This is a genomic window from Bacillus sp. 0209A (assembly GCF_036765095.1).
Classification (GTDB): Bacteria; Bacillota; Bacilli; order Bacillales; family Bacillaceae; genus Bacillus; species Bacillus subtilis_G.
The window spans coordinates 224,129-244,033 of record NZ_JBAIZV010000001.1 but is presented as its reverse complement, the minus strand read 5'-3'; the positions used below and the strand labels follow the sequence as shown (position 1 = coordinate 244,033).

At 40.3% G+C, this 19,905-nt stretch carries 17 protein-coding genes and 2 pseudogenes; 13 read left to right on the top strand and 6 right to left on the bottom strand.

All coding sequences use genetic code 11. The annotated features are described in order from the left end of the window. Positions 1–11 precede the first annotated feature (11 nt). The 6 genes from V6D44_RS00790 to mutL all read left to right on the top strand — a co-directional run bounded on the left by V6D44_RS00790 (position 12) and on the right by mutL (position 8,710). Positions 12–1,190 (top strand): glycine C-acetyltransferase, encoded by a 1,179-nt coding sequence (locus tag V6D44_RS00790; RefSeq protein ID WP_333516220.1) that lies wholly within the window; start codon positions 12–14, stop codon positions 1,188–1,190. A 144-nt stretch (positions 1,191–1,334) separates the two neighbouring features. Then, a complete protein-coding gene (gene miaB / locus V6D44_RS00785; protein WP_333516219.1) occupies positions 1,335–2,864 on the top strand; it encodes a tRNA (N6-isopentenyl adenosine(37)-C2)-methylthiotransferase MiaB in 1,530 nt (509 codons plus the stop codon). 1 nt (position 2,865) lies between these two features. Then, on the top strand, positions 2,866–3,297 hold the full coding sequence (gene ricA / locus V6D44_RS00780) for a regulatory iron-sulfur-containing complex subunit RicA (RefSeq protein WP_202327667.1): 432 nt from the start codon (positions 2,866–2,868) through the stop codon (positions 3,295–3,297). 257 nt (positions 3,298–3,554) lie between these two features. Next, entirely contained in the window at positions 3,555–4,100 is a 546-nt protein-coding gene (gene cotE, locus V6D44_RS00775) for an outer spore coat protein CotE (protein ID WP_087991664.1), read from the top strand. Positions 4,101–4,231: 131 nt separating this feature from the next. Further along, positions 4,232–6,808 carry a DNA mismatch repair protein MutS gene (mutS, locus tag V6D44_RS00770; protein ID WP_087991665.1) on the top strand — a complete coding sequence of 859 codons (2,577 nt, stop codon included), beginning with the start codon at positions 4,232–4,234 and terminating at the stop codon, positions 6,806–6,808. Positions 6,809–6,823: 15 nt separating this feature from the next. Beyond that, positions 6,824–8,710 carry a DNA mismatch repair endonuclease MutL gene (gene mutL / locus V6D44_RS00765; RefSeq protein WP_087991666.1) on the top strand — a complete coding sequence of 629 codons (1,887 nt, stop codon included), beginning with the start codon at positions 6,824–6,826 and terminating at the stop codon, positions 8,708–8,710. A gap of 54 nt (positions 8,711–8,764) precedes the next feature. Here the strand turns inward: mutL and V6D44_RS00760 are convergent, their stop codons facing one another. Then, a complete protein-coding gene (locus V6D44_RS00760) occupies positions 8,765–9,091 on the bottom strand; it encodes a tyrosine-type recombinase/integrase (RefSeq protein WP_087991667.1) in 327 nt (108 codons plus the stop codon). 226 nt (positions 9,092–9,317) lie between these two features. Between V6D44_RS00760 and V6D44_RS00755 the strand changes: the two genes are divergently transcribed. The 4 genes and pseudogenes from V6D44_RS00755 to V6D44_RS00740 all read left to right on the top strand — a co-directional run. Continuing rightward, complete coding sequence (locus V6D44_RS00755) at positions 9,318–11,036, top strand: ATP-dependent nuclease (RefSeq protein WP_087993980.1); 1,719 nt, start codon at positions 9,318–9,320, stop codon at positions 11,034–11,036. 563 nt (positions 11,037–11,599) lie between these two features. Next, a complete protein-coding gene (locus V6D44_RS00750) occupies positions 11,600–11,761 on the top strand; it encodes a hypothetical protein (RefSeq protein ID WP_250621925.1) in 162 nt (53 codons plus the stop codon). Positions 11,762–11,870: 109 nt separating this feature from the next. Further along, positions 11,871–12,089: a hypothetical protein gene (locus V6D44_RS00745; RefSeq protein WP_250621926.1), complete on the top strand. Its 219-nt coding sequence runs from the start codon at positions 11,871–11,873 to the stop codon at positions 12,087–12,089. Positions 12,090–12,197: 108 nt separating this feature from the next. Then, positions 12,198–12,596, top strand: a pseudogene (locus V6D44_RS00740) (PGRP and LysM peptidoglycan-binding domain-containing protein); the annotation flags it as partial. A gap of 52 nt (positions 12,597–12,648) precedes the next feature. Here V6D44_RS00740 and V6D44_RS00735 read toward each other — a convergent pair. The 3 genes from V6D44_RS00735 to V6D44_RS00725 all read right to left on the bottom strand — a co-directional run bounded on the left by V6D44_RS00735 (position 12,649) and on the right by V6D44_RS00725 (position 15,479). Continuing rightward, the gene (locus V6D44_RS00735; RefSeq protein WP_148961779.1) at positions 12,649–12,948 is read right to left on the bottom strand and encodes a contact-dependent growth inhibition system immunity protein; all 300 of its coding nucleotides are present in this window, start codon (positions 12,946–12,948) and stop codon (positions 12,649–12,651) included. A gap of 4 nt (positions 12,949–12,952) precedes the next feature. Next, positions 12,953–14,833 (bottom strand): ribonuclease YeeF family protein, encoded by a 1,881-nt coding sequence (locus tag V6D44_RS00730; protein WP_087993983.1) that lies wholly within the window; start codon positions 14,831–14,833, stop codon positions 12,953–12,955. A gap of 265 nt (positions 14,834–15,098) precedes the next feature. Then, entirely contained in the window at positions 15,099–15,479 is a 381-nt protein-coding gene (locus tag V6D44_RS00725; protein ID WP_148961778.1) for a hypothetical protein, read from the bottom strand. An 815-nt stretch (positions 15,480–16,294) separates the two neighbouring features. On the opposite strand from V6D44_RS00725, the gene V6D44_RS00720 reads away from it, so the two are divergent. Next, the gene (locus tag V6D44_RS00720) at positions 16,295–17,047 is read left to right on the top strand and encodes a CPBP family intramembrane glutamic endopeptidase (RefSeq protein ID WP_087991453.1); all 753 of its coding nucleotides are present in this window, start codon (positions 16,295–16,297) and stop codon (positions 17,045–17,047) included. Between the two features lie 16 nt (positions 17,048–17,063). Here the strand turns inward: V6D44_RS00720 and V6D44_RS00715 are convergent. Both V6D44_RS00715 and V6D44_RS00710 read right to left on the bottom strand, forming a co-directional pair. Continuing rightward, a pseudogene (locus V6D44_RS00715) lies at positions 17,064–17,520 on the bottom strand (regulatory YrvL family protein). A 145-nt stretch (positions 17,521–17,665) separates the two neighbouring features. Then, positions 17,666–18,223: a hypothetical protein gene (locus V6D44_RS00710; RefSeq protein ID WP_087991455.1), complete on the bottom strand. Its 558-nt coding sequence runs from the start codon at positions 18,221–18,223 to the stop codon at positions 17,666–17,668. A gap of 119 nt (positions 18,224–18,342) precedes the next feature. Here V6D44_RS00710 and V6D44_RS00705 point away from each other — a divergent pair, with 119 nt between their 5' ends. Beyond that, a complete protein-coding gene (locus V6D44_RS00705; RefSeq protein WP_087991456.1) occupies positions 18,343–18,960 on the top strand; it encodes a TetR/AcrR family transcriptional regulator in 618 nt (205 codons plus the stop codon). 180 nt (positions 18,961–19,140) lie between these two features. Beyond that, positions 19,141–19,818, top strand: a complete 678-nt coding sequence (locus tag V6D44_RS00700) for an MBL fold metallo-hydrolase (RefSeq protein ID WP_087991457.1) — start codon at positions 19,141–19,143, stop codon at positions 19,816–19,818. The last annotated feature ends 87 nt before the right edge of the window (positions 19,819–19,905 follow it).

Here is a 19,905-nt window from a genome sequence, read left to right as displayed (position 1 = left end):
GGGGGATAAACATGACGAAGGAATTTGAGTTTTTAAAAGCAGAGCTTGATAGAATGAAAGAAAATCATACGTGGCAAGAGATAAAACAGCTTGAATCAATGCAGGGCCCTTCTGTCACAGTAAATCATAAAAATGTTATTCAGCTTTCTTCCAATAATTACCTCGGATTCACTTCACACCCAAGACTCATCAAAGCCGCACAGGAGGCCGTCCAGCAATTTGGAGCCGGCACCGGATCAGTGAGAACGATTGCCGGTACATTTACAATGCATCAAGAGCTCGAGAAAAAGCTGGCAGCCTTTAAAAAAACGGAGGCGGCACTTGTATTCCAATCAGGCTTCACAACAAACCAAGGCGTACTTTCAAGTATTCTTTCAAAAGATGATATTGTCATCTCAGATGAATTAAACCATGCCTCTATTATTGACGGTATCAGACTGACAAAGGCGGATAAAAAGGTGTATCAGCACGTTGATATGAGTGACTTAGAGAGGGTGCTGAGAAAGTCAATGAATTATCGGATGCGTCTGATTGTGACTGACGGTGTATTTTCTATGGACGGCAATATAGCCCCTTTGCCTGATATTGTAGAGCTAGCTGAGAAATATGACGCATTTGTGATGGTGGATGACGCCCATGCATCAGGAGTGCTTGGCGAAAACGGCAGGGGAACGGTGAATCACTTCGGTCTGGATGGCAGAGTCCATATTCAAGTCGGAACGCTAAGCAAGGCAATCGGAGTGCTCGGCGGCTACGCTGCCGGTTCAAAGGTGCTGATCGATTATTTGCGCCATAAAGGCCGTCCGTTTTTATTCAGCACGTCCCATCCGCCGGCTGTCACTGCAGCTTGTATGGAAGCGATTGATGTCTTGCTGGAAGAGCCGGAGCATATGGAGCGCTTATGGGAGAATACGGCCTATTTTAAATCTATGCTTGTAAAGATGGGTCTAACTCTCACACAGAGTGAAACGCCGATTCTGCCTATTTTAATAGGTGATGAAGGTGTGGCAAAGCAATTTTCTGATCAGCTCCTTTCTCGCGGCGTTTTTGCCCAAAGCATCGTTTTCCCGACTGTTGCAAAGGGGAAAGCCAGAATCCGCACAATGATTACCGCTGAGCACACCAAAGAAGAACTGGATCAGGCGCTTGACGTCATCGAAAAGACGGCTAAGGAGCTCCAGCTATTGTAAGGGGAAGAGTATACTCTTCCTCTTTTGATTCCTTATTGATTATTATTCTCAATAAGTGTACAATGATAGGTTGCCAGTTGTGCAGAGCTTCAATAACCTTTATACTGAAGGGTGGAAGTTTGGTTTGAAAGGAGAAATCATGACATGAATGAAAAACAAAAATTAGAGAGCGGACAAGTTCATCCATCGGACAAAAAATCCGAGAAGGATTACAGCAAGTACTTTGAAGCTGTTTATATTCCGCCTTCCTTAAAAGATGCGAAAAAACGAGGCAAGGAAGCCGTTACCTATCATAATGACTTTAAAATTTCTGAACAATTTAAAGGATTAGGAGACGGAAGAAAGTTCTATATCCGTACGTACGGCTGCCAAATGAATGAACATGATACAGAGGTTATGGCAGGGATCTTTATGGCGCTCGGTTACGAAGCGACAAACTCTGTTGACGATGCCAATGTCATTTTGTTAAACACATGCGCCATCCGTGAAAATGCCGAGAATAAGGTGTTTGGTGAACTGGGGCACTTAAAAGCGCTGAAAAAGAACAATCCTGACCTTATTTTAGGTGTCTGCGGCTGTATGTCTCAAGAGGAATCAGTCGTGAACCGGATATTAAAAAAACATCCGTTTGTCGATATGATTTTCGGAACGCATAATATCCATCGCCTGCCGGAGCTTTTGTCAGAAGCATACCTTTCAAAAGAAATGGTCGTAGAAGTTTGGTCCAAGGAAGGGGACGTTATTGAAAACCTTCCGAAAGTCCGGAGCGGAAAAATTAAGGGCTGGGTCAATATCATGTACGGCTGTGACAAATTCTGTACGTATTGCATTGTGCCTTACACACGCGGAAAAGAAAGAAGCCGCCGCCCTGAAGAGATTGTTCAGGAAGTGAGAAGGCTCGCAAGCGAAGGCTACAAAGAAATTACATTATTAGGCCAAAACGTAAACGCGTATGGAAAAGACTTTGAAGATATCACGTACGGCCTCGGTGATTTGATGGACGAATTGAGAAAAATCGATATCCCGAGAATCCGTTTTACAACGAGTCATCCGCGTGACTTTGACGACCGTCTCATTGACGTGTTGGCAAAAGGCGGCAACCTGCTCGACCACATTCATCTTCCGGTTCAATCAGGAAGCTCAGAGGTTCTGAAGCTGATGGCCCGAAAATATGACAGAGAGCGATACATGGAGCTTGTTAGAAAAATCAAAGAGGCAATGCCAAACGCTTCTTTAACAACGGACATTATCGTCGGATTCCCGAACGAAACGGACGAACAGTTTGAAGAAACGCTTTCTCTATACCGCGAAGTGGAATTTGACAGCGCCTATACGTTTATTTACTCTCCGCGTGAGGGCACTCCGGCTGCTAAAATGAAAGACAATGTACCGATGCGCGTGAAAAAAGAACGTCTGCAGCGCCTGAACGCACTGGTGAATGAAATTTCTGCTAAAAAAATGAAGGAATATGAAGGCAAGGTTGTCGAAGTATTAGTTGAGGGTGAAAGCAAAAATAACCCTGATATTCTTGCCGGCTACACTGAAAAAAGCAAGCTTGTCAATTTCAAAGGGCCGAAGGAAGCCATCGGCAAAATTGTCCGCGTGAAAATCCAGCAAGCGAAAACATGGTCGCTTGACGGAGAAATGGTAGGAGAAGCAATCGAGGTGAAATAAGATGACGCTCTACTCAAAAAAAGACATCGTGCAACAGGCACGAAACCTTGCAAAAATGATCTCTGAAACTGAAGAGGTTGATTTTTTCAAACGGGCTGAAGCGCAAATTAATGAGAATGACAAAGTATCTGCAATCGTTAATCAGATTAAAACCCTCCAAAAGCAGGCTGTCAATCTGAAGCATTATGAAAAGCATGAAGCGCTCAAACAAGCAGAAGCAAAAATTGACGCGCTGCAAGAAGAGCTTGAACAGATCCCTGTCATCCAGGAATTCAGGGACTCGCAGACGGAGGTAAATGACCTTCTGCAGCTCGTTGCACACACCATTTCCAATCAAGTCACAAATGAAATCATCACGTCAACCGGAGGCAACCTGCTGAAAGGGGAAACCGGTTCGAAGGTGAAACATTCAAATAACAGCTGTTCTTTCTAAACACGGTGCCTTTACAGGCCCGTGTTTTTTTATATTCAAGCGAAAAAATGAACTAAATAATCTATGTGCCAAATGTTCATTTTGTTTTTCTGTGCTCAGCCGCGATGAACTTTATCGCACTTAAAAGTAAAGTTTCTAGGCACGCCTGCATACAATGGAACAGAAACTTTGTATTTTTATATTTTATTTATAAAAATGCACACTAGACAAATGCCCAGCATAAGATAACACGAAGAAGAACAAGGAGGCATGCCGGAATGTCTGAATACAGGGAAATTATTACGAAGGCGGTAGTAGCGAAAGGCAGAAAATTCACCCAATGCACCAATACCATCTCCCCTGAGAAAAAACCGAGCAGCATTTTGGGCGGTTGGATCATTAACCACAAGTATGACGCTGAAAAAATCGGGAAAACAGTAGAAATTGAAGGGTATTATGATATAAACGTATGGTACTCTTACGCGGACAACACAAAAACAGAGGTTGTCACAGAACGGGTAAAATACGTAGATGTCATTAAACTCAGATACAGAGACAACAATTACTTAGATGATGAGCATGAAGTGATTGCCAAAGTCCTTCAGCAGCCAAATTGCCTTGAAGTGACCATTTCACCGAATGGAAATAAAATTGTTGTGCAGGCAGAAAGGGAATTCTTAGCGGAAGTGGTAGGGGAAACAAAGGTTGTTATTGAGGTTAATCCTGACTGGGAAGAAGATGACGAAGAAGATTGGGAAGATGAGCTTGATGAAGAGCTCGAAGACATCAATCCTGAATTTTTAGTGGGAGATCCTGAAGAATAAAAAAGAGACTAGGGGAGACGGTACCCCAAGTCTCTTTTTTATATTGATATATCATTCTTTTATCACTTTTTGTTTATGTTATAATGAAGTCTGGAAAATAGAAACGTTGATACATAGTGAGGGATTAAACGATGGCCGGTTATACGCCTATGATACAGCAATATTTAAAAATAAAGGCAGAGCATCAGGATGCCTTTTTATTTTTTCGCCTTGGTGATTTTTATGAAATGTTTTTTGAGGACGCCAAAAAAGCGTCACAAGAGCTGGAAATTACATTAACGAGCAGAGACGGCGGTGCGGCTGAAAAAATACCGATGTGCGGTGTGCCGTATCATTCCGCTTCTGCGTATATCGAGCAGCTGATTAAAAAAGGGTACAAAGTGGCTATCTGTGAACAGACGGAAGACCCGAAAGCCGCAAAGGGTGTTGTAAGAAGAGAAGTGGTACAGCTGATTACGCCCGGAACTGTAATGGACGGCAAAGGCATCCATGAATCAGAAAACAACTTTATCGCATCTGTTTCTGACTGCTCGAACGGATACGGGTTGGCACTGTCTGATTTAACAACGGGAGAAAATTTGGCTGTCTTGATTGAGCGGATAGAAGATGTCATATCAGAAATTTATTCAGTCGGCGCACGGGAAATCGTCGTTTCAGGAAGCATGGATGCCGATACAGTCGCACAGCTGAAAGAGCGGTGCGGTGCAACGATCTCAATTGAAGATGGAGAAACAGACGAACACGTAACGATCATTGAGCACTTAAATAATGAAGATGTCACAAAAACATTTTTGCGTTTATACACGTATCTGAAAAGAACCCAAAAGCGCAGCCTCGATCATCTTCAGTCCGTACAGGTGTATGAGTTAGAGGAAGCAATGAAAATTGATTTGTATTCAAAGCGCAATCTGGAGCTGACTGAAACGATCCGTTCAAAAAATAAAAAAGGCTCTCTTTTGTGGCTGCTGGATGAAACAAAAACTGCAATGGGAGGCAGGCTGCTGAAACAGTGGATTGACCGGCCGCTTATCAGAGTCAATCAAATTGAAGAGCGCCAGGAAATGGTGGAAACATTGATGTCCCATTTCTTCGAACGGGAAGACCTGCGTGAACGTTTAAAAGAAGTATATGACTTAGAGCGCCTTGCAGGCCGCGTCGCCTTCGGAAATGTCAATGCCCGGGATTTAATTCAGCTGAAGGAATCGTTAAAGCAAGTGCCTGGCATCAAACAGCTGGTTGCTTCACTGGCTCATGACAAAGCCAAGAAACGCGCGGAGCGGATTGATCCTTGCGGGGATGTACTTGAATTGCTGGAAGAAGCGCTGTACGCGAATCCTCCTTTATCGTTAAAAGAAGGGAACCTGATTAAAGACGGATACAATCAAAAGCTTGATGAATACCGTGATGCAAGCAGAAACGGGAAAGACTGGATTGCCCGCCTGGAACAGCAGGAGCGGGAATACACGGGCATTCGCTCTTTAAAGGTCGGCTTCAATAAAGTTTTTGGTTATTATATTGAAGTGACAAAAGCGAATTTGCACTTGCTTGAGGAAGGGCGCTATGAGCGGAAGCAGACGTTAACGAATGCAGAACGCTACATTACACCTGAATTAAAAGAAAAAGAAGCGCTCATTTTAGAAGCGGAAAATAACATCTGCGAGCTGGAGTACGAGCTGTTCACCGAGCTGCGTGAAAAAGTGAAACTGTATATTCCGCGGCTGCAGCAGCTTGCCAAGCAGATGAGCGAGCTTGACGCACTGCAATGCTTTGCGACAATCAGTGAAAATCGTCACTATACGAAACCGGAATTCTCTGAAGATGAAGTCGAAGTGGTAGAAGGCAGACACCCGGTTGTGGAAAAAGTCATGGACAGCCAGGAATATGTCCCGAACAATTGTATGATGGGCGATAACAGACAAATGCTTCTCATTACCGGTCCAAACATGTCAGGGAAGAGCACGTATATGAGACAAATCGCGCTCATTTCCATCATGGCGCAAATCGGCTGCTTTGTCCCCGCGAAGAAAGCGGTGCTTCCGATTTTTGATCAGATTTTCACGCGAATCGGCGCTGCAGATGATTTGATTTCCGGACAAAGTACATTTATGGTGGAAATGCTAGAAGCTAAAAATGCGATTGTCAATGCGACGGAAAACAGCCTTATTCTGTTTGATGAAATCGGACGGGGAACGTCCACTTATGACGGGATGGCGCTGGCGCAAGCGATTATCGAATACGTTCACGATCATATCGGCGCCAAGACGCTATTCAGTACGCACTATCACGAGCTGACCGTTCTTGAGGACAAGCTGCCGCAGCTGAAAAACGTTCATGTTCGCGCTGAAGAATATAACGGAACGGTTGTCTTTCTTCATCAAATAAAAGAGGGAGCAGCCGACAAAAGCTACGGTATCCATGTAGCCCAGCTTGCCGAGCTGCCGGAAGATCTCATTGCGCGCGCTCAAGATATTTTAAAGGATCTTGAGCATTCAGGGAACAAACCGGAAGTGCCGGTGCAGAAATCTGTGATGAAAGAAGAGCCGGCACAGTTGTCCTTTTTTGACGAAGCGGAAAAGCCGGCTGAAGCACCGAAGCTTTCAAAAAAAGAAAAGCAAGTGCTCGATGCCTTCAAATCACTTAATATACTGGATATGACACCTCTTGAAGCGATGAATGAAATGTACAAGTTGCAAAAGAAATTACATTAAAACGGGGTGATGAATGTGGCTAAAGTCATCCAGCTGTCAGATGAGCTTTCAAATAAAATAGCGGCGGGCGAGGTTGTGGAGAGGCCCGCCTCAGTCGTCAAAGAATTGGTGGAAAATGCGATCGACGCTGACAGCACAGTCATTGAAATCGATATTGAGGAAGCAGGTCTTGCATCCATTCGGGTATTGGATAACGGCGAAGGAATGGAAAATGAAGATTGCAAGCGTGCTTTCAGCCGCCACGCAACGAGCAAAATAAAAGATGAAAATGATTTATTCAGGGTTAGAACGCTTGGTTTTAGGGGAGAAGCACTGCCGAGTATCGCGTCAGTCTCTCATCTGGAGATGACGACAAGCACCGGTGAAGGAGCAGGGACGAAGCTCGTACTTCAAGGAGGAAACATGATTTCCGAATCGCGTTCCTCAAGCAGGAAGGGAACTGAAATTGTCGTATCCAATCTGTTTTTTAACACACCGGCCCGCTTGAAATATATGAAAACTGTTCATACAGAGCTTGGGAACATTACAGATGTGGTCAACCGTATAGCGCTTGCACACCCAGAGGTATCTATCCGCCTGCGCCATCATGGGAAAAACCTGCTTCAAACGAACGGAAACGGAGATGTGCGCCATGTCCTGGCATCAATTTACGGTACGGCTGTCGCCAAAAAAATGCTTCCGCTGCACGTGAGCTCATTGGATTTTGAAGTCAAGGGATATATCGCCCTCCCAGAGATTACACGGGCGTCGAGAAACTATATGTCGTCTGTCATCAATGGCCGTTATATTAAAAATTTCCCGCTCGTCAAAGCGGTGCATGAAGGATATCATACGCTTCTGCCAATCGGGCGTCATCCAATTACCTTTATAGAAATTACGATGGACCCGATTTTAGTCGATGTCAATGTGCATCCATCGAAGCTTGAGGTCCGTCTCAGCAAGGAAACAGAGCTTCATGACTTAATTCGTGACGGAATTAAAGACGTATTTAAACAGCAGCAGCTGATTCCGAGTGCTCAGCTCCCGAAAAAATCGGCACCTGTTATCAAAAATGAGCAGCAGTTCATCACCTTTGATGAAAAGCCTGCCGAAAGAAAAGTTCCGGAAAAAGCGCCTGCGCCGTCTTATTCACCAATGAAGCTCAGCTCAGTCGTGAAAGACCCGGTTGATGCGGAGGAAGAATTGCCTTCTGTTCAATTTGATGCTCCTCCTATCGTTGAACAGGAACAAAGCATTGAGGCGCCTAATGTTTCAGAAGGGCAGCCTGAAGCATTTGAGCAGGAACATCATCATGAAGAGAAGCCGCAGCCAGCGTCTGAGCGGGTTCCGATTATGTACCCGATCGGTCAGATGCATGGGACTTATATATTGGCACAAAACGAGAACGGCCTGTATATTATCGACCAGCACGCCGCCCAAGAGCGTATTAAGTACGAATATTTCCGTGAAAAGGTGGGGGAGGTTGAGCCTGAGGTGCAGGATATGATCGTGCCGTTGACGTTCCACTATGCCACGAACGAGGCGCTGATTATTGAACAGCACAAACAAGAGCTCGAAAGCGTCGGTGTCTTTTTAGAGTCATTCGGCTCAAACAGTTACATCGTCCGCTGTCACCCGGCCTGGTTTCCAAAAGGTGAAGAAGCCGAGCTGATAGAAGAAATCATTCAGCAGGTGCTTGATTCCAAACAGATTGATATTAAAAAACTGCGCGAGGAAGCGGCGATTATGATGAGCTGCAAGGGCTCCATCAAAGCAAACCGCCACCTCAGAAATGACGAAATCAAAGTGCTTCTGGACGACCTCCGAAGCACATCAGACCCATTTACATGCCCGCACGGCCGCCCGATCATCATTCACCATTCGACTTATGAGATGGAAAAGATGTTCAAACGGGTGATGTAGCTGGGTTCGGCGTAGGAAAATATACCCTTTGTCCATATTTTGCCCATGCATTTTTCAAGCATTGAGCCATTCTTTGAATGGATCAATGCTTTTTTTATTGTGTTTTTTGGTGATATGAATATAAACATCAGCAGTCATATTGACTGTAGTATGACCTAGTCGTTCACTTACATATTTAAGATCTGCACCGCTTTCTAACAACATGATTGCATGAGTATGTCTTAGATCATGTGGAGTAATATGGTGCAAATCAGTTTTTCCAAGAATCTCATCTATCACTTTATTAATTGCGTAAGGCCCAAAATCTTTCCCTTTGGAGTTGGGCAAAGAAAGGAGAGTATTATAATTTCCAGTACGTTTCCTTATTATATTTCTTTCCATCTATATCTTTTTAATTCGTTAACTAAAGTGTTACCAATAGCAATTGTTCTGACACTTGCCTTAGGGGAAGTATTCCATAACTTTCATAAACGATTCATTATCACTCTCCGTGTCCAAAAATAAATAGTTGGAGTGAAGAAAAATACAATTTTCATTTAAAATAATAATTATTTACCCAAATTTGTGATATTATGGGTGTAGAGGCTGAATAAAAGGAGTGTGAAGAATGGATCAACAAAGATTACAACGTCCTAGGTTAAAAAAGTTAATTATAAAGAACTTTCGAAGTATTGGTAGGGTACCAGTAGAAATCGAATTAGATGAAATTGTGGTATTGGTAGGTCCAAATAATGTGGGAAAAAGTTCGATATTACGAGCATATGAAGTAGTTATGAGTGACGGTTCTAAAAAATCGGAATTAACTTTAGATGATTTTCCAAATGGGGAAGTTAATTCTGAATTTCTTCCAGAAATAGAATTACAGACAATAGTATATGATAACACACCAGGGGAAAAATGGGTTGATGATTCTAGCGGGGAGAAATTAATCAGGGAATGCTGGACATGGTCAGCACCAGGAAAACCTAGAAGAAGAGGTTTTAATGTCATAAAAGGTGATTGGGATGAAGATTCAGTTCCTTGGGGGGCTGCTAATGTAGCGAACTCAAGACGTCCACAACCCCATAGAGTAGATGCTTTTCAAGACCCTATTGATCAAACAAATGAATTGGTAAAAATGATAACCTCGGTATTACAGGAACGAGTTAAATCTTTAAAAGCTTCTAAAGAAGAAAGTGATTATGTTAAATTATTAAAATCTATAAAAGAAATTCAGAGTAAAATAATTCAAGATTCCCAAGAGGAAATAACAAGAGCGCAGGACGGAATATCAGAAATATTAAAAGAAGTTTTTCCAGGTTATAAGGTTATATTCGATGCTAGACCTGAAGAAGATCTGGATAAAAGTATTAGTTTATTTAAAGCAGGGTCAAAACTTCTGATTGGTCCAGAAACAGGATATAGAAGTACAGTTGATAGGCAAGGAAGTGGGGCAAGAAGAACGCTTCTTTGGGCTTCACTTAGATATATTTCTGAATCATCAACCAAAAATGACCGTCCCCATGTATTATTATTAGATGAACCTGAATTATGTTTACACCCAAATGCAGTACGAGAAGCATGTAAGGTGCTGTACGACCTTCCGAAAAAAGGGAATTGGCAAGTCATGGTTACTACTCATTCACCTGCTTTTATTGATTTATCTCGTGACAACACGACAATAATCAGAGTCGAAAGAAATACGGAAGGGAATGTTGAGGGGACTACAGTTTTTCGACCAAGTAAAGTAAAATTACATGATGAGGATAAGAAGAGACTAAAACTTCTTAATATTTGCGATCCTCATGTCACAGAATTCTTTTTTGGGGGATATTCAATCATAGTAGAAGGCGATACAGAATACACGGCGTTAAAGCAAGTAATAGCTAATAATGATAGCTATAAAGATATACATATAATCAGAGCAAGAGGAAAATCAACAATTGTTTCATTGATGAAAATTTTAAACCATTTTGGTTCAAAATACTCTATCCTACATGATAGTGATTATCCAACATTAGAGTCGGGGAACCGTAATTCAGCATGGACCATTAATCAAAACATTTTAAATGAAAAAAACGAACATAATGATCCTTCAAAAATTCGATTAATTGCATCGATGAAAAACTTTGAAAGTGCTTTTTTAGAGAAAGAGGTTAAAGAGGATAAACCCTATAATGCTTTGGTGCAATTAAATGAAAATCCAAAAACTTTTAGCCAGGTAGAATTGCTATTAAAAGCTCTAATTGACCATAAAGAACCGGTGCCATCAAATTGTTTGGAATGGCACGATATTGAAGTTCTTGAGAGGTTCTATCTAGAGTGGGAGCAAAAAAAGGTAATATAATATTAAATTCCAGTCGCTTTCTCAATTGGGAGGGCGTTTTTTATTTTAGGGAGGGATGACATGCAAAGAACATTGACCCTGAATGAACTAGGTTGTCCAATCTCACACGGGAAGGTTACTGCGGCACAAAAGGGATAAGTCAGCCTATGATTAATAGTGGGAGTCATCTGCCCGTCGAGGAAATAACAGCAAATGGTAAAAGGGATGTCTCTATTATCTGTCTAGGCATTCTGTGTATCGTGCATGATGGAGGATTGGAAAACAGAACATTAAACATGCATGTGGAACAATGATGTTGGTCAAAGGATATTCATAAGTTAGGGAGTATGATGACGGAATCCGTGAATATTATATTAAGTGTCCACGGTGTAAGTGAGTATACATCTAGATCTTATATACAAGGAAAGCCAAGGAAGCACAAAAGAAATTATAATCCGCAATGTTGCAGTTGAAAGAGGAAATGAGCATTCCCCCTCTAAAATCTCTGAGGGATAAACATTGGAGATCGCGCTCCCCTCCCCATTTAAAAAATTCCAAATGAAAATTCAGAAGGAGGTGAGGGAGTGGCTAGATCACGGCAACCTATTGACTTACTGCTGGTAAAAGGGAAGAAACACCTGACACAGCAAGAGATTGAGGACCGTCGAGCACAGGAAACAAAGGCGCTAAGCCAACAAAATGAAAGCTCCAACATATTTGCCAAAAGACTTAAAAAGAGAGTTTAAAAATATGGCGGACGAGCTTAATAACACCGGAATTATTAGCAATTAAAATGTTGATCCACTTTCCCTTTTTTTGTTTGCTAGAAAGTTATATTTACAAGTAAAGGAGCAATTGCTTGCACGGGGTGGAAATGTAATAGAAGAAGAAAAGATCCTTCCGAATGATGACTATTCCGAGCCATTAATAAATCAGGACAAGCTATTAAACAATGTCGGTAAGCTTCCAGTTATTGGGATGGTCGTTTCCTCTCACTGTAAACGTGTCATCACGAAAAAAGATGATGGGAATCCGAAGTCAAAAGAGGAAGAACGGTTCGGGGTCCACATGTAATGCAACCCGAAATTCTAATTTTTCTAGATCGGTGGGTTCATTTAAATCGGGAATCAGTGGTGTTTCATCTTTAACCGGCCAAAAACCGTTATAAAGATTGGCTGAGACACCTACACAGTTAAAAAAGGAGACACTCTTTCTGAGATTGCACAGGCAAACCTCCAAAAGTGAAACAACATTAAGAGCCCCGAAAAATATATAGTTGGACAAAAGTTTAAGCTTAAAGGTTTCAGTTCATCCAGAAGCACTAAGAAAGCACCAAAAAAACGTCATATGTGTTGCCCTCTGGCATCTATAAAGTGACAAGCCTCATGCGAAAAGGGAATGACGTAAGGCAGATTCAAAAAACTTTAGCGGCTCTTTATTTCTACCTGGATAAAGGGACGAAGAATAACGGCATTGACGGCGTTTATGGTTCCAAACAGCAAATACGGTCCAACGGTTCCAGTCAGTGAGTGGTCTACTCCTGACGGCATTTATGGACCTAAGACTATAGCGAAAATTAAAGACTTTATAATCCATAAAAGGTCCCTTGAATTTTCAAGGGACCTTTTATGGATTATAAAGTTTCAATATTTTTTTCAATTTTATGAATAACTTGCTCGAGCCATTCTAATGGAGATATTCCGTAACTAAGAATGTCCACTCCGTCAGCAGCTTCATCGATAAAATCATTCTTTTCTTCATCCGAATAATCGCTGTTAATAAAATCTTTTAATGTTGCTATATCAGTTTCTTGCTCTTCTTTTGGAATCTCCTCTAAGTATTCGTCCAGTGCTGATTCTGGAGTTTCTATATCTTGATGAAAAATACCCCCTAGAAATTGAAATACAGGTTCAGAAATGTTTGTATCTATCATGATATCACCTCGTTGGGTAGCCAGTTAATATAAAGCTACCATCTTTGTTCTTTTTCAATATAATTTTAGCATTAGTTAAATCAGTAATTGTATCTTCTCCCTTCGGTATTCCTCTTCCTATAACTTCATTTCCATTATAGGAGAGTACTAAAGGCTTTTTCACATCACTATTTAACCATTTTTCTATTTTAACTTTATTATTAGTGAGAGCACTATTAGCAACTCTTTCTGCAGTTGCTCTATCTTTAAATGATGATGAACCGGATATCTTCTTGTTACTCATTTTGCTTTTATCAAGTCTTTGAATCAGTTCTTCGTCAGTCTTCCCAACGTGTCTTTCAATAAGGTGTCCGCCTTTTGCTTCATGAGCAGCTAACCCTCCACCAGGTGCGAGAGGGGTACTATCACCTTGTTTGACATTACCTATACCTCTATTGTTAGAATTTTCAGATTTTCTGAGAACACTCTCTTTTTTATCTTCAATCATACTTTTTAGTAGAGGAGTATTTTTTGCGTTATACGTGTTGTCGATGTCTTGAGCGATCCCGACAAGTGCAAGATCATTCTTATTTTTAACGAAAGAATTGATATAGGCTTTTCCTTTGTTTATCCCTTTATTGATATGAGCAGCGGCTGTTCCACCTTCAACCACTTTACCTACTTTAGAAAGTTTGGTCGTGGTTTGCGCTGCGGCACCCGCACCTTTTGTACCAACGATATTTCCTGCCACATAACTGATATAATGCCCTTTTTCATATGCATCGCCATTTATCATTTTATCATTCCATGAGTCGACAAGGTTTGTCCAGATGATTTTAGAATAAGAAGGTACGCTTAAAACTGTTGTAATTGTTTTTGTGAGTTTTAGTTCGGTAGGGAGCTGCGAATAGTCCCATGCGCCCACAACCAAGTCTTTGATGCCATATATCGTATCGTCAATCGCATCGTTAATTCCATCATTAACCCCGTCAACGAAATCAATTACTGTCTTACCGGCATTGATTACACTTTCACCGACGTCCTTCAGCTGTTTTGCTTGTTCCAGCTGCACTGCGTAATGGAGCTGTTCTGGTGTGAGATTATCATAGCCGACTTTCTTGGCAATGTCTAAGTATTCATCCGGGTCCGTCACTCCGTCAGCTAGCTTCTTCTTTAAATCTTTGATTTCTCGTTCTTTCGCTTCATCTTTCTTGATCTTCAAATAAGCTTCAGTCTGTTTCGAGATATCGCCTTTTTTCTTATGTATATCACTTTCTCGATAAGCTTTAGCATTGTAGTGGATCGGTGTAGCATTCTTGCCTTTGCCTGTTGATTCCTCAAGCTTTTGGAAGTCCTTCTTGATGAATTGCTCGTTTGGCTCTGACTGGGCATATTCAGTAACAAGTGCTTCGTCCACGCTGCCTAATTTATCGACTGTTTTTTTGCGTTTGTCTTCCGCATCAGCGAGTTCGTCTTTAAAGTCTTCAGTCGAGAACAAATCGAGTGGAAGGATGTCGTCGATATCATGTAAGATATCTTTCATCGCTTTCTTTTGTTCAGACATAATAGATTTTGACTTTGTGTAGGCGTTAGCCAGCTCGTGTTCTAAGAAGGATTCTTCTATATAAGTATCAGATAAGCTGGCGTCCTCTAGAGTGCCTGAAATGCTTGTCAAATAAGCAATTTTCATATCAATTAGATCGATCCAATTGTCAGCCACACCTGCATGATCTTGATAAAATGCTTTGATGTTGTCGGCGCCTTTTCCGGAAAACTCACTGTCATCTAAATCAGCTACAGCTTTAAAAGCCTTTTTTAGATTGGCCATCTGACTTCTTAATTCTTTGTATTCTTTTGCACGTTTATCTGCTTCAGAGAGCAGTGTTTTCGCTTCAAATACCTTCATGTTCATATCCTTTCGTTTGAATATACTCCAACAAGATTTTACCATGGGAAAATGAAGAAACAGACTAAATGTGATACAAAAGTGTGAAATGATCAATTTGATCTGTGTCATTTTACCTATCTCAATCTCTTGTTTGGGAGACTGGCGATGTCGTCAGACGGTTCTAGCTAATGAAAGGGCTTTTTCATGATTGAATTTATGGACCAAAAGCAAAAGCTAATCTCGATTAGTACTGAATTAAAAAAAGCCCTCAAAAGATAGGGCCTTACTCTTGGTTCAAAACTTTATCGGATGGTTGGTACTTTAATTTTTTTATTAACTTATCATTGATTGATACTTCATTTCCGTCTACAACACCCGAGAAAGTTATTTTTTTATTGGAAGGATCATAATGAAAAATGTAATAGTTGTCTTTATTATTCTCATTTTTTACATAAATTGTTTTAATAAAACCTTTAGGTGCACTTAAAGAATTAAACATAGGGTATTCTTCAGATTCAATCTCTTTTTGAGAAATACCGTAATCAGAAATATAATGATCAATTTGATCTCCGGCCACTTTTCTGCTGTTAAAATGTACAAGTAAAGAAACTCCAGCAATACTAATAGCTAAAGCGATAAGAGAAAGTAAGATTTTTTTTACCATTTTATAAAACTCCTATTTAATATTAATGTACTAATGAATAGAGGTACTTAGTAGTGAACACTCTGTGTAAATCACATGAACAGAAACAACGATACCATAATGTTGCTGATAAGCACTTTAAATTTTCTTTAATAAACTAAAAAGATAACAAAAGTAACTTTTTAAAGAGATAAGAATTAAATTCATATAATAACTTGATCAAAATAATAAGCAGGCTTTTTAATGACGAAATGCGGAAGATCAGATATAAGACTTTACCCATGTTTTATACATAATCATGTTAATTCAATACAATTATCGTAAATGTTAGTCTAAGAAAACTCATCAAGACTTTCATTAGAGCTGGGTATTTATTTATGAGATCGAAAAGATGTTCAAACGCGTAATGTAGCGGGGGTTGGCGAAGGGGAAAATTTATAGGCATTGAGACATTAAATGGACCAGTGCTTTTTTGTACTCATTTGGTGTAATACATTAAGAATCAGTTGGAAACGTGTAAAACAGTGTTAAGCGTTATACTTTGTAATGGGTTTATGAATTACTACAATAAAATGTTTACAAAAAATTCAAACAAATGTATATTTTAGGTTAAGGAGGTGGGAACATGACATTCGATCCGAATAGAATCATCCTTTTGGATGAGCTTGAGCATGAGATTGAAGGAATTATTTTTGAATGCAGAATTTAAATCACACCTCATTGTTTTGCTTCCTGTTTTTTATGAACAGGGAGTTTTGTTTTTCGTTGAGAGAGTTTGGGGCTGTTGTCCGATTTTATAAATGAATAATCTCAAAGTAAAAGGAGGGTGTTTAGTGATGGAAATGTATTTTTGGGCGTTCATTCTATTTTTATTGATCTACGAACCGATATATGGATACATTGATTTTCAAAAGTTTAAAAGAAACAATAAGACTGGTGAAAATGGAAATGAGAGAGTGAAGTATTATGTTCGTATAATGATCGGATTATGGGTTCCAGCTTTGTTTATTTTAGCTTTAGTGGCTTTTACCGATCTCTCATTCAAACAAATCGGATTCACTATGCCGACAATACATACAGATCCTCTCGGTCCGCTTGCATCCTATCTTTTGCTGGGGGTAGGTGCTTTATATGTAATCCTTGTGATGTATTGTATCATCGGTTTCAAGTTTAGTCCGAAGATCAGGAAAGATATAATAAATAAAAAAGCGGAAGAGTTAAAGACTTCAGCTGCCGCGCCCATCCTGCCTGTTTCATTGAATGAGAAAAAGGTTTGGAATTATGTATCCTTAACAGCCGGTGTAACGGAGGAAATCATTTATAGAGGGTTTTTAATATTTGTTCTCTTGTTTTTGTTCCCGCAAGTTTCAATCTGGGTCATCATCCTGCTTGCATCACTCCTTTTTGGAGTAGCTCATACATATCAGGGGCTGTGGCAGGGAGTGATCAGAACTTCACTGGTTGGGGCTTTGTTTTCTGCTTTATATATCATCATTGATTCTATTATTCTACTAATTATATTACATTTTCTTGTGGATTATTTAGCAAAATTAGACGATGAGAATGATATAAAAGCAAAAACCGCTTGAATCATCACAGGCGGTTTTAAGCAGTTTTCCCATTTGACCGGTCATCAAAGGCAAGTTCAATGAAAGCCATCAATGCTGATATCACAACAAGAAAGACATCTGGAATATATATAGACTGCATAAAGTAATCTGTCAAAACAGATCGTTATGAAATTGCTCACATAGTACAGTATAAAAGCAAAAAGTGCAGTCTTTTTCAATGAGAGTGATCTTGCCAAAATCATAGAAACAACCTTTGTGAGTGGGTCTATGATCAAGCCGACAGCAAAACAGACTAAAATAAATAAAACTAATGTTTGATTTGAGTCATATGTGACGCCCAGTATGGAGAATAATCCTTTTATCCCAAAGAAATAGCCGCCGAAGATCACTACAAGTGCAATGGCAACGATGAAAGCGATAGATACAATTCCGATTAATTTTGATCTCAGGTTAAAATCTTTAGAGTGCTCGTTCTGTTCTTTTTGGCTCATGTAAGACACTCCCTTCACCTGCTTACTCATACCCTTGAATGAGCCCAAAATATCTATAAGTCTGTTTTCTAATGAAAATAGTATAACATATTTTTACAAAACCAAAAAAGATCCTTTCCGCTGGGGAAGGACCTTTTTTATCATGTTAACTCCTGAGATTCGCCGAAGCTTTCTCTTTTTTTGGCCAAATAAAATAGCTGGCTGTAATGAGAAAATCAATGCCTATGATGACAGTCCACAGTTTAAGAATGCCGCTCAATGCCTCGGTTCGAGCAGAATCATTGATAAAATAGATCATCCCTGCTAATAGTCCTGCACCAATAAGGTAGGCTAGCACATGTTTGATCCAGCCTTTCGCATAGTGCTTGGCGTGATCCATTCCATAGCGTTTCAGCGGTTTGGATCCTTGTTTTGCCACATAATATTGAAATCTTTCATCCGCCCATTGAATCATTTGTTTTCCAAAAGCGATCGATATACCGATGTAAACTGCTGCGATCCCGTGGGCAGCAGTCGCTGTGGCTCCGCGGTAAAGGTCCACACCAGTTGCCGCTAATAAGATCAAATCGATAACTGGAGTTAAGGCAAGGAACAGCAGTCCTAATCTATGTTGTTTGAATAGGTAACGTACAGCAAGCCCTAAAACAATCACAACCCAAAACGCAATTTCACAGAAGACAATCATCCATGCGATACCGTTCAATTCATTCCCCTCTTTTCAATACAGTTGTATTATTTAAATAATATGTTATCATCTTTATTTTTATAATACAACTGTATTATAAAATTGCTCTCTTCTTTTTTTCTTGTTACAATAAAGCTATGCCAAAACAAATTGACCATGAGAAAAGAAGAAAACAAATTGCAGAAGCGACGTGGCGGGTCATTTTAGAACGGGGGATGGAGGGAGCCTCAGCCAGAAACATTGCAAAGGAAGCAGGATTGTCATTAGGTGCGCTGCGCCATTATTTCTCTACACAGGATGACCTGCTTGTTTTCGCAATGAAACTTGTTCAAGAAAAGGTGATGGCCCGTATTGAGCACATTGCATTGAAGGATGTGCCCCCTAAGGAAAAAGTGTTACATATTCTGCTTGAAATTGTCCCAACGAATGAAGAAACGATTAGAGAGATGGAGGTGTGGTTTGCTTTTACGGTTTACGCCAGACATAAAAAGGATAGGTTTGATGCGAATCATGACGGGATTTATAGTGGCATGCGGAATCTGATTGCCTATTTAGCTGAATTCGATTTACTGAAGCAGGCTGCTGATAAAGACATTGAAGCTGAGAGACTTTACGCGCTGATTGACGGCTTGGCTTTACATGCGATGCTTGACCCGGTGCGAATAAATAAAGATAGGATCGAACGTGTCATTATGCAGCATATCGAATCAATTTGCGTGGAAGAAACTTATGAGACAGAAGAAAGAAATCCCTAAGACGCGTGCGAAAAAGCTATTTTCAAAAGAATAGCTTTTTTATATGCGGAAAGAACAAGAATCTCTGAAAAAAATGGAAAATAAGCATGCCGTTTGGTAAAGTGGAATGAAAGACGGACTCGGGCTGAACAGTTTACCGATCTTTCATTTAAGAACTTTACTTGATAGGGAATGATGTAAATGAATCTTACTTATAAAGTACATCCGATTAAAACAAGATATCAAGGCTGGACGAATTATTGCTATATCATTGAAGATATTGTAAGCAGATCTGCAATTGTTGTTGACCCCTCATGGGAACTGAGTAAAATAACAACTAAACTTTCCGAGCTTGAGACTGAATTAACAGCAATCATATTGACACATTCTCATTATGATCATGTAAACCTGGTCGAGCCGCTGACGAAGATGTTTAACGCTCAAGTTTATATGTCAAAAAAAGAAATTGATTATTATCAATTCCGGTGCAGCAATTTAATTGGCTTGCATGATCAACAGACGATCAGCATAGGAAACATGAGAGTGCAATGCCTTCTCACTCCGGGGCACACAGCCGGAGGAATGTGTTATTTGTTTTCCGAGAGTATTTTTACCGGAGATACGGTATTTACAGAAGGGTGCGGCATATGCGAGGGTGATGGCAGTTCTGCGGAAGAGATGTTCAGAAGCATTCAAAGGATTAAGTCGGAGGTTTCGACCTATGTACGAGTGTTTCCTGGCCACTCATTTGGCAAAACGCCCGGCCATACGATAGAGGATCTTTACCAGTATAATATTTACTTTCAAATTGATAATAAAGAACATTTTGTGAAATTTCGCACCCGTAAAAACCAAAAAGGTATTTTTGATTTTAAATAAGGCTTTTGAATCTATTGTCCTATTTTCCTTCGAATATCTAAATGATCAGTAATGTTTAAAATGATTATATAGAAGGATTTGATTTGT

Coding starts and splice junctions, on each gene's coding strand:
- V6D44_RS00790 (WP_333516220.1), top strand. CDS start 12: ATGACGAAGGAATTTGAGTTTTTAAAAGCAGAGCTTGATAGAATGAAA.
- miaB (WP_333516219.1), top strand. CDS start 1,335: ATGAATGAAAAACAAAAATTAGAGAGCGGACAAGTTCATCCATCGGAC.
- ricA (WP_202327667.1), top strand. CDS start 2,866: ATGACGCTCTACTCAAAAAAAGACATCGTGCAACAGGCACGAAACCTT.
- cotE (WP_087991664.1), top strand. CDS start 3,555: ATGTCTGAATACAGGGAAATTATTACGAAGGCGGTAGTAGCGAAAGGC.
- mutS (WP_087991665.1), top strand. CDS start 4,232: ATGGCCGGTTATACGCCTATGATACAGCAATATTTAAAAATAAAGGCA.
- V6D44_RS00760 (WP_087991667.1), bottom strand. CDS start 9,091: ATGGAAAGAAATATAATAAGGAAACGTACTGGAAATTATAATACTCTC.
- V6D44_RS00755 (WP_087993980.1), top strand. CDS start 9,318: ATGGATCAACAAAGATTACAACGTCCTAGGTTAAAAAAGTTAATTATA.
- V6D44_RS00735 (WP_148961779.1), bottom strand. CDS start 12,948: ATGATAGATACAAACATTTCTGAACCTGTATTTCAATTTCTAGGGGGT.
- V6D44_RS00730 (WP_087993983.1), bottom strand. CDS start 14,833: ATGAAGGTATTTGAAGCGAAAACACTGCTCTCTGAAGCAGATAAACGT.
- V6D44_RS00725 (WP_148961778.1), bottom strand. CDS start 15,479: ATGGTAAAAAAAATCTTACTTTCTCTTATCGCTTTAGCTATTAGTATT.
- V6D44_RS00720 (WP_087991453.1), top strand. CDS start 16,295: ATGGAAATGTATTTTTGGGCGTTCATTCTATTTTTATTGATCTACGAA.
- V6D44_RS00705 (WP_087991456.1), top strand. CDS start 18,343: ATGCCAAAACAAATTGACCATGAGAAAAGAAGAAAACAAATTGCAGAA.
- V6D44_RS00700 (WP_087991457.1), top strand. CDS start 19,141: ATGAATCTTACTTATAAAGTACATCCGATTAAAACAAGATATCAAGGC.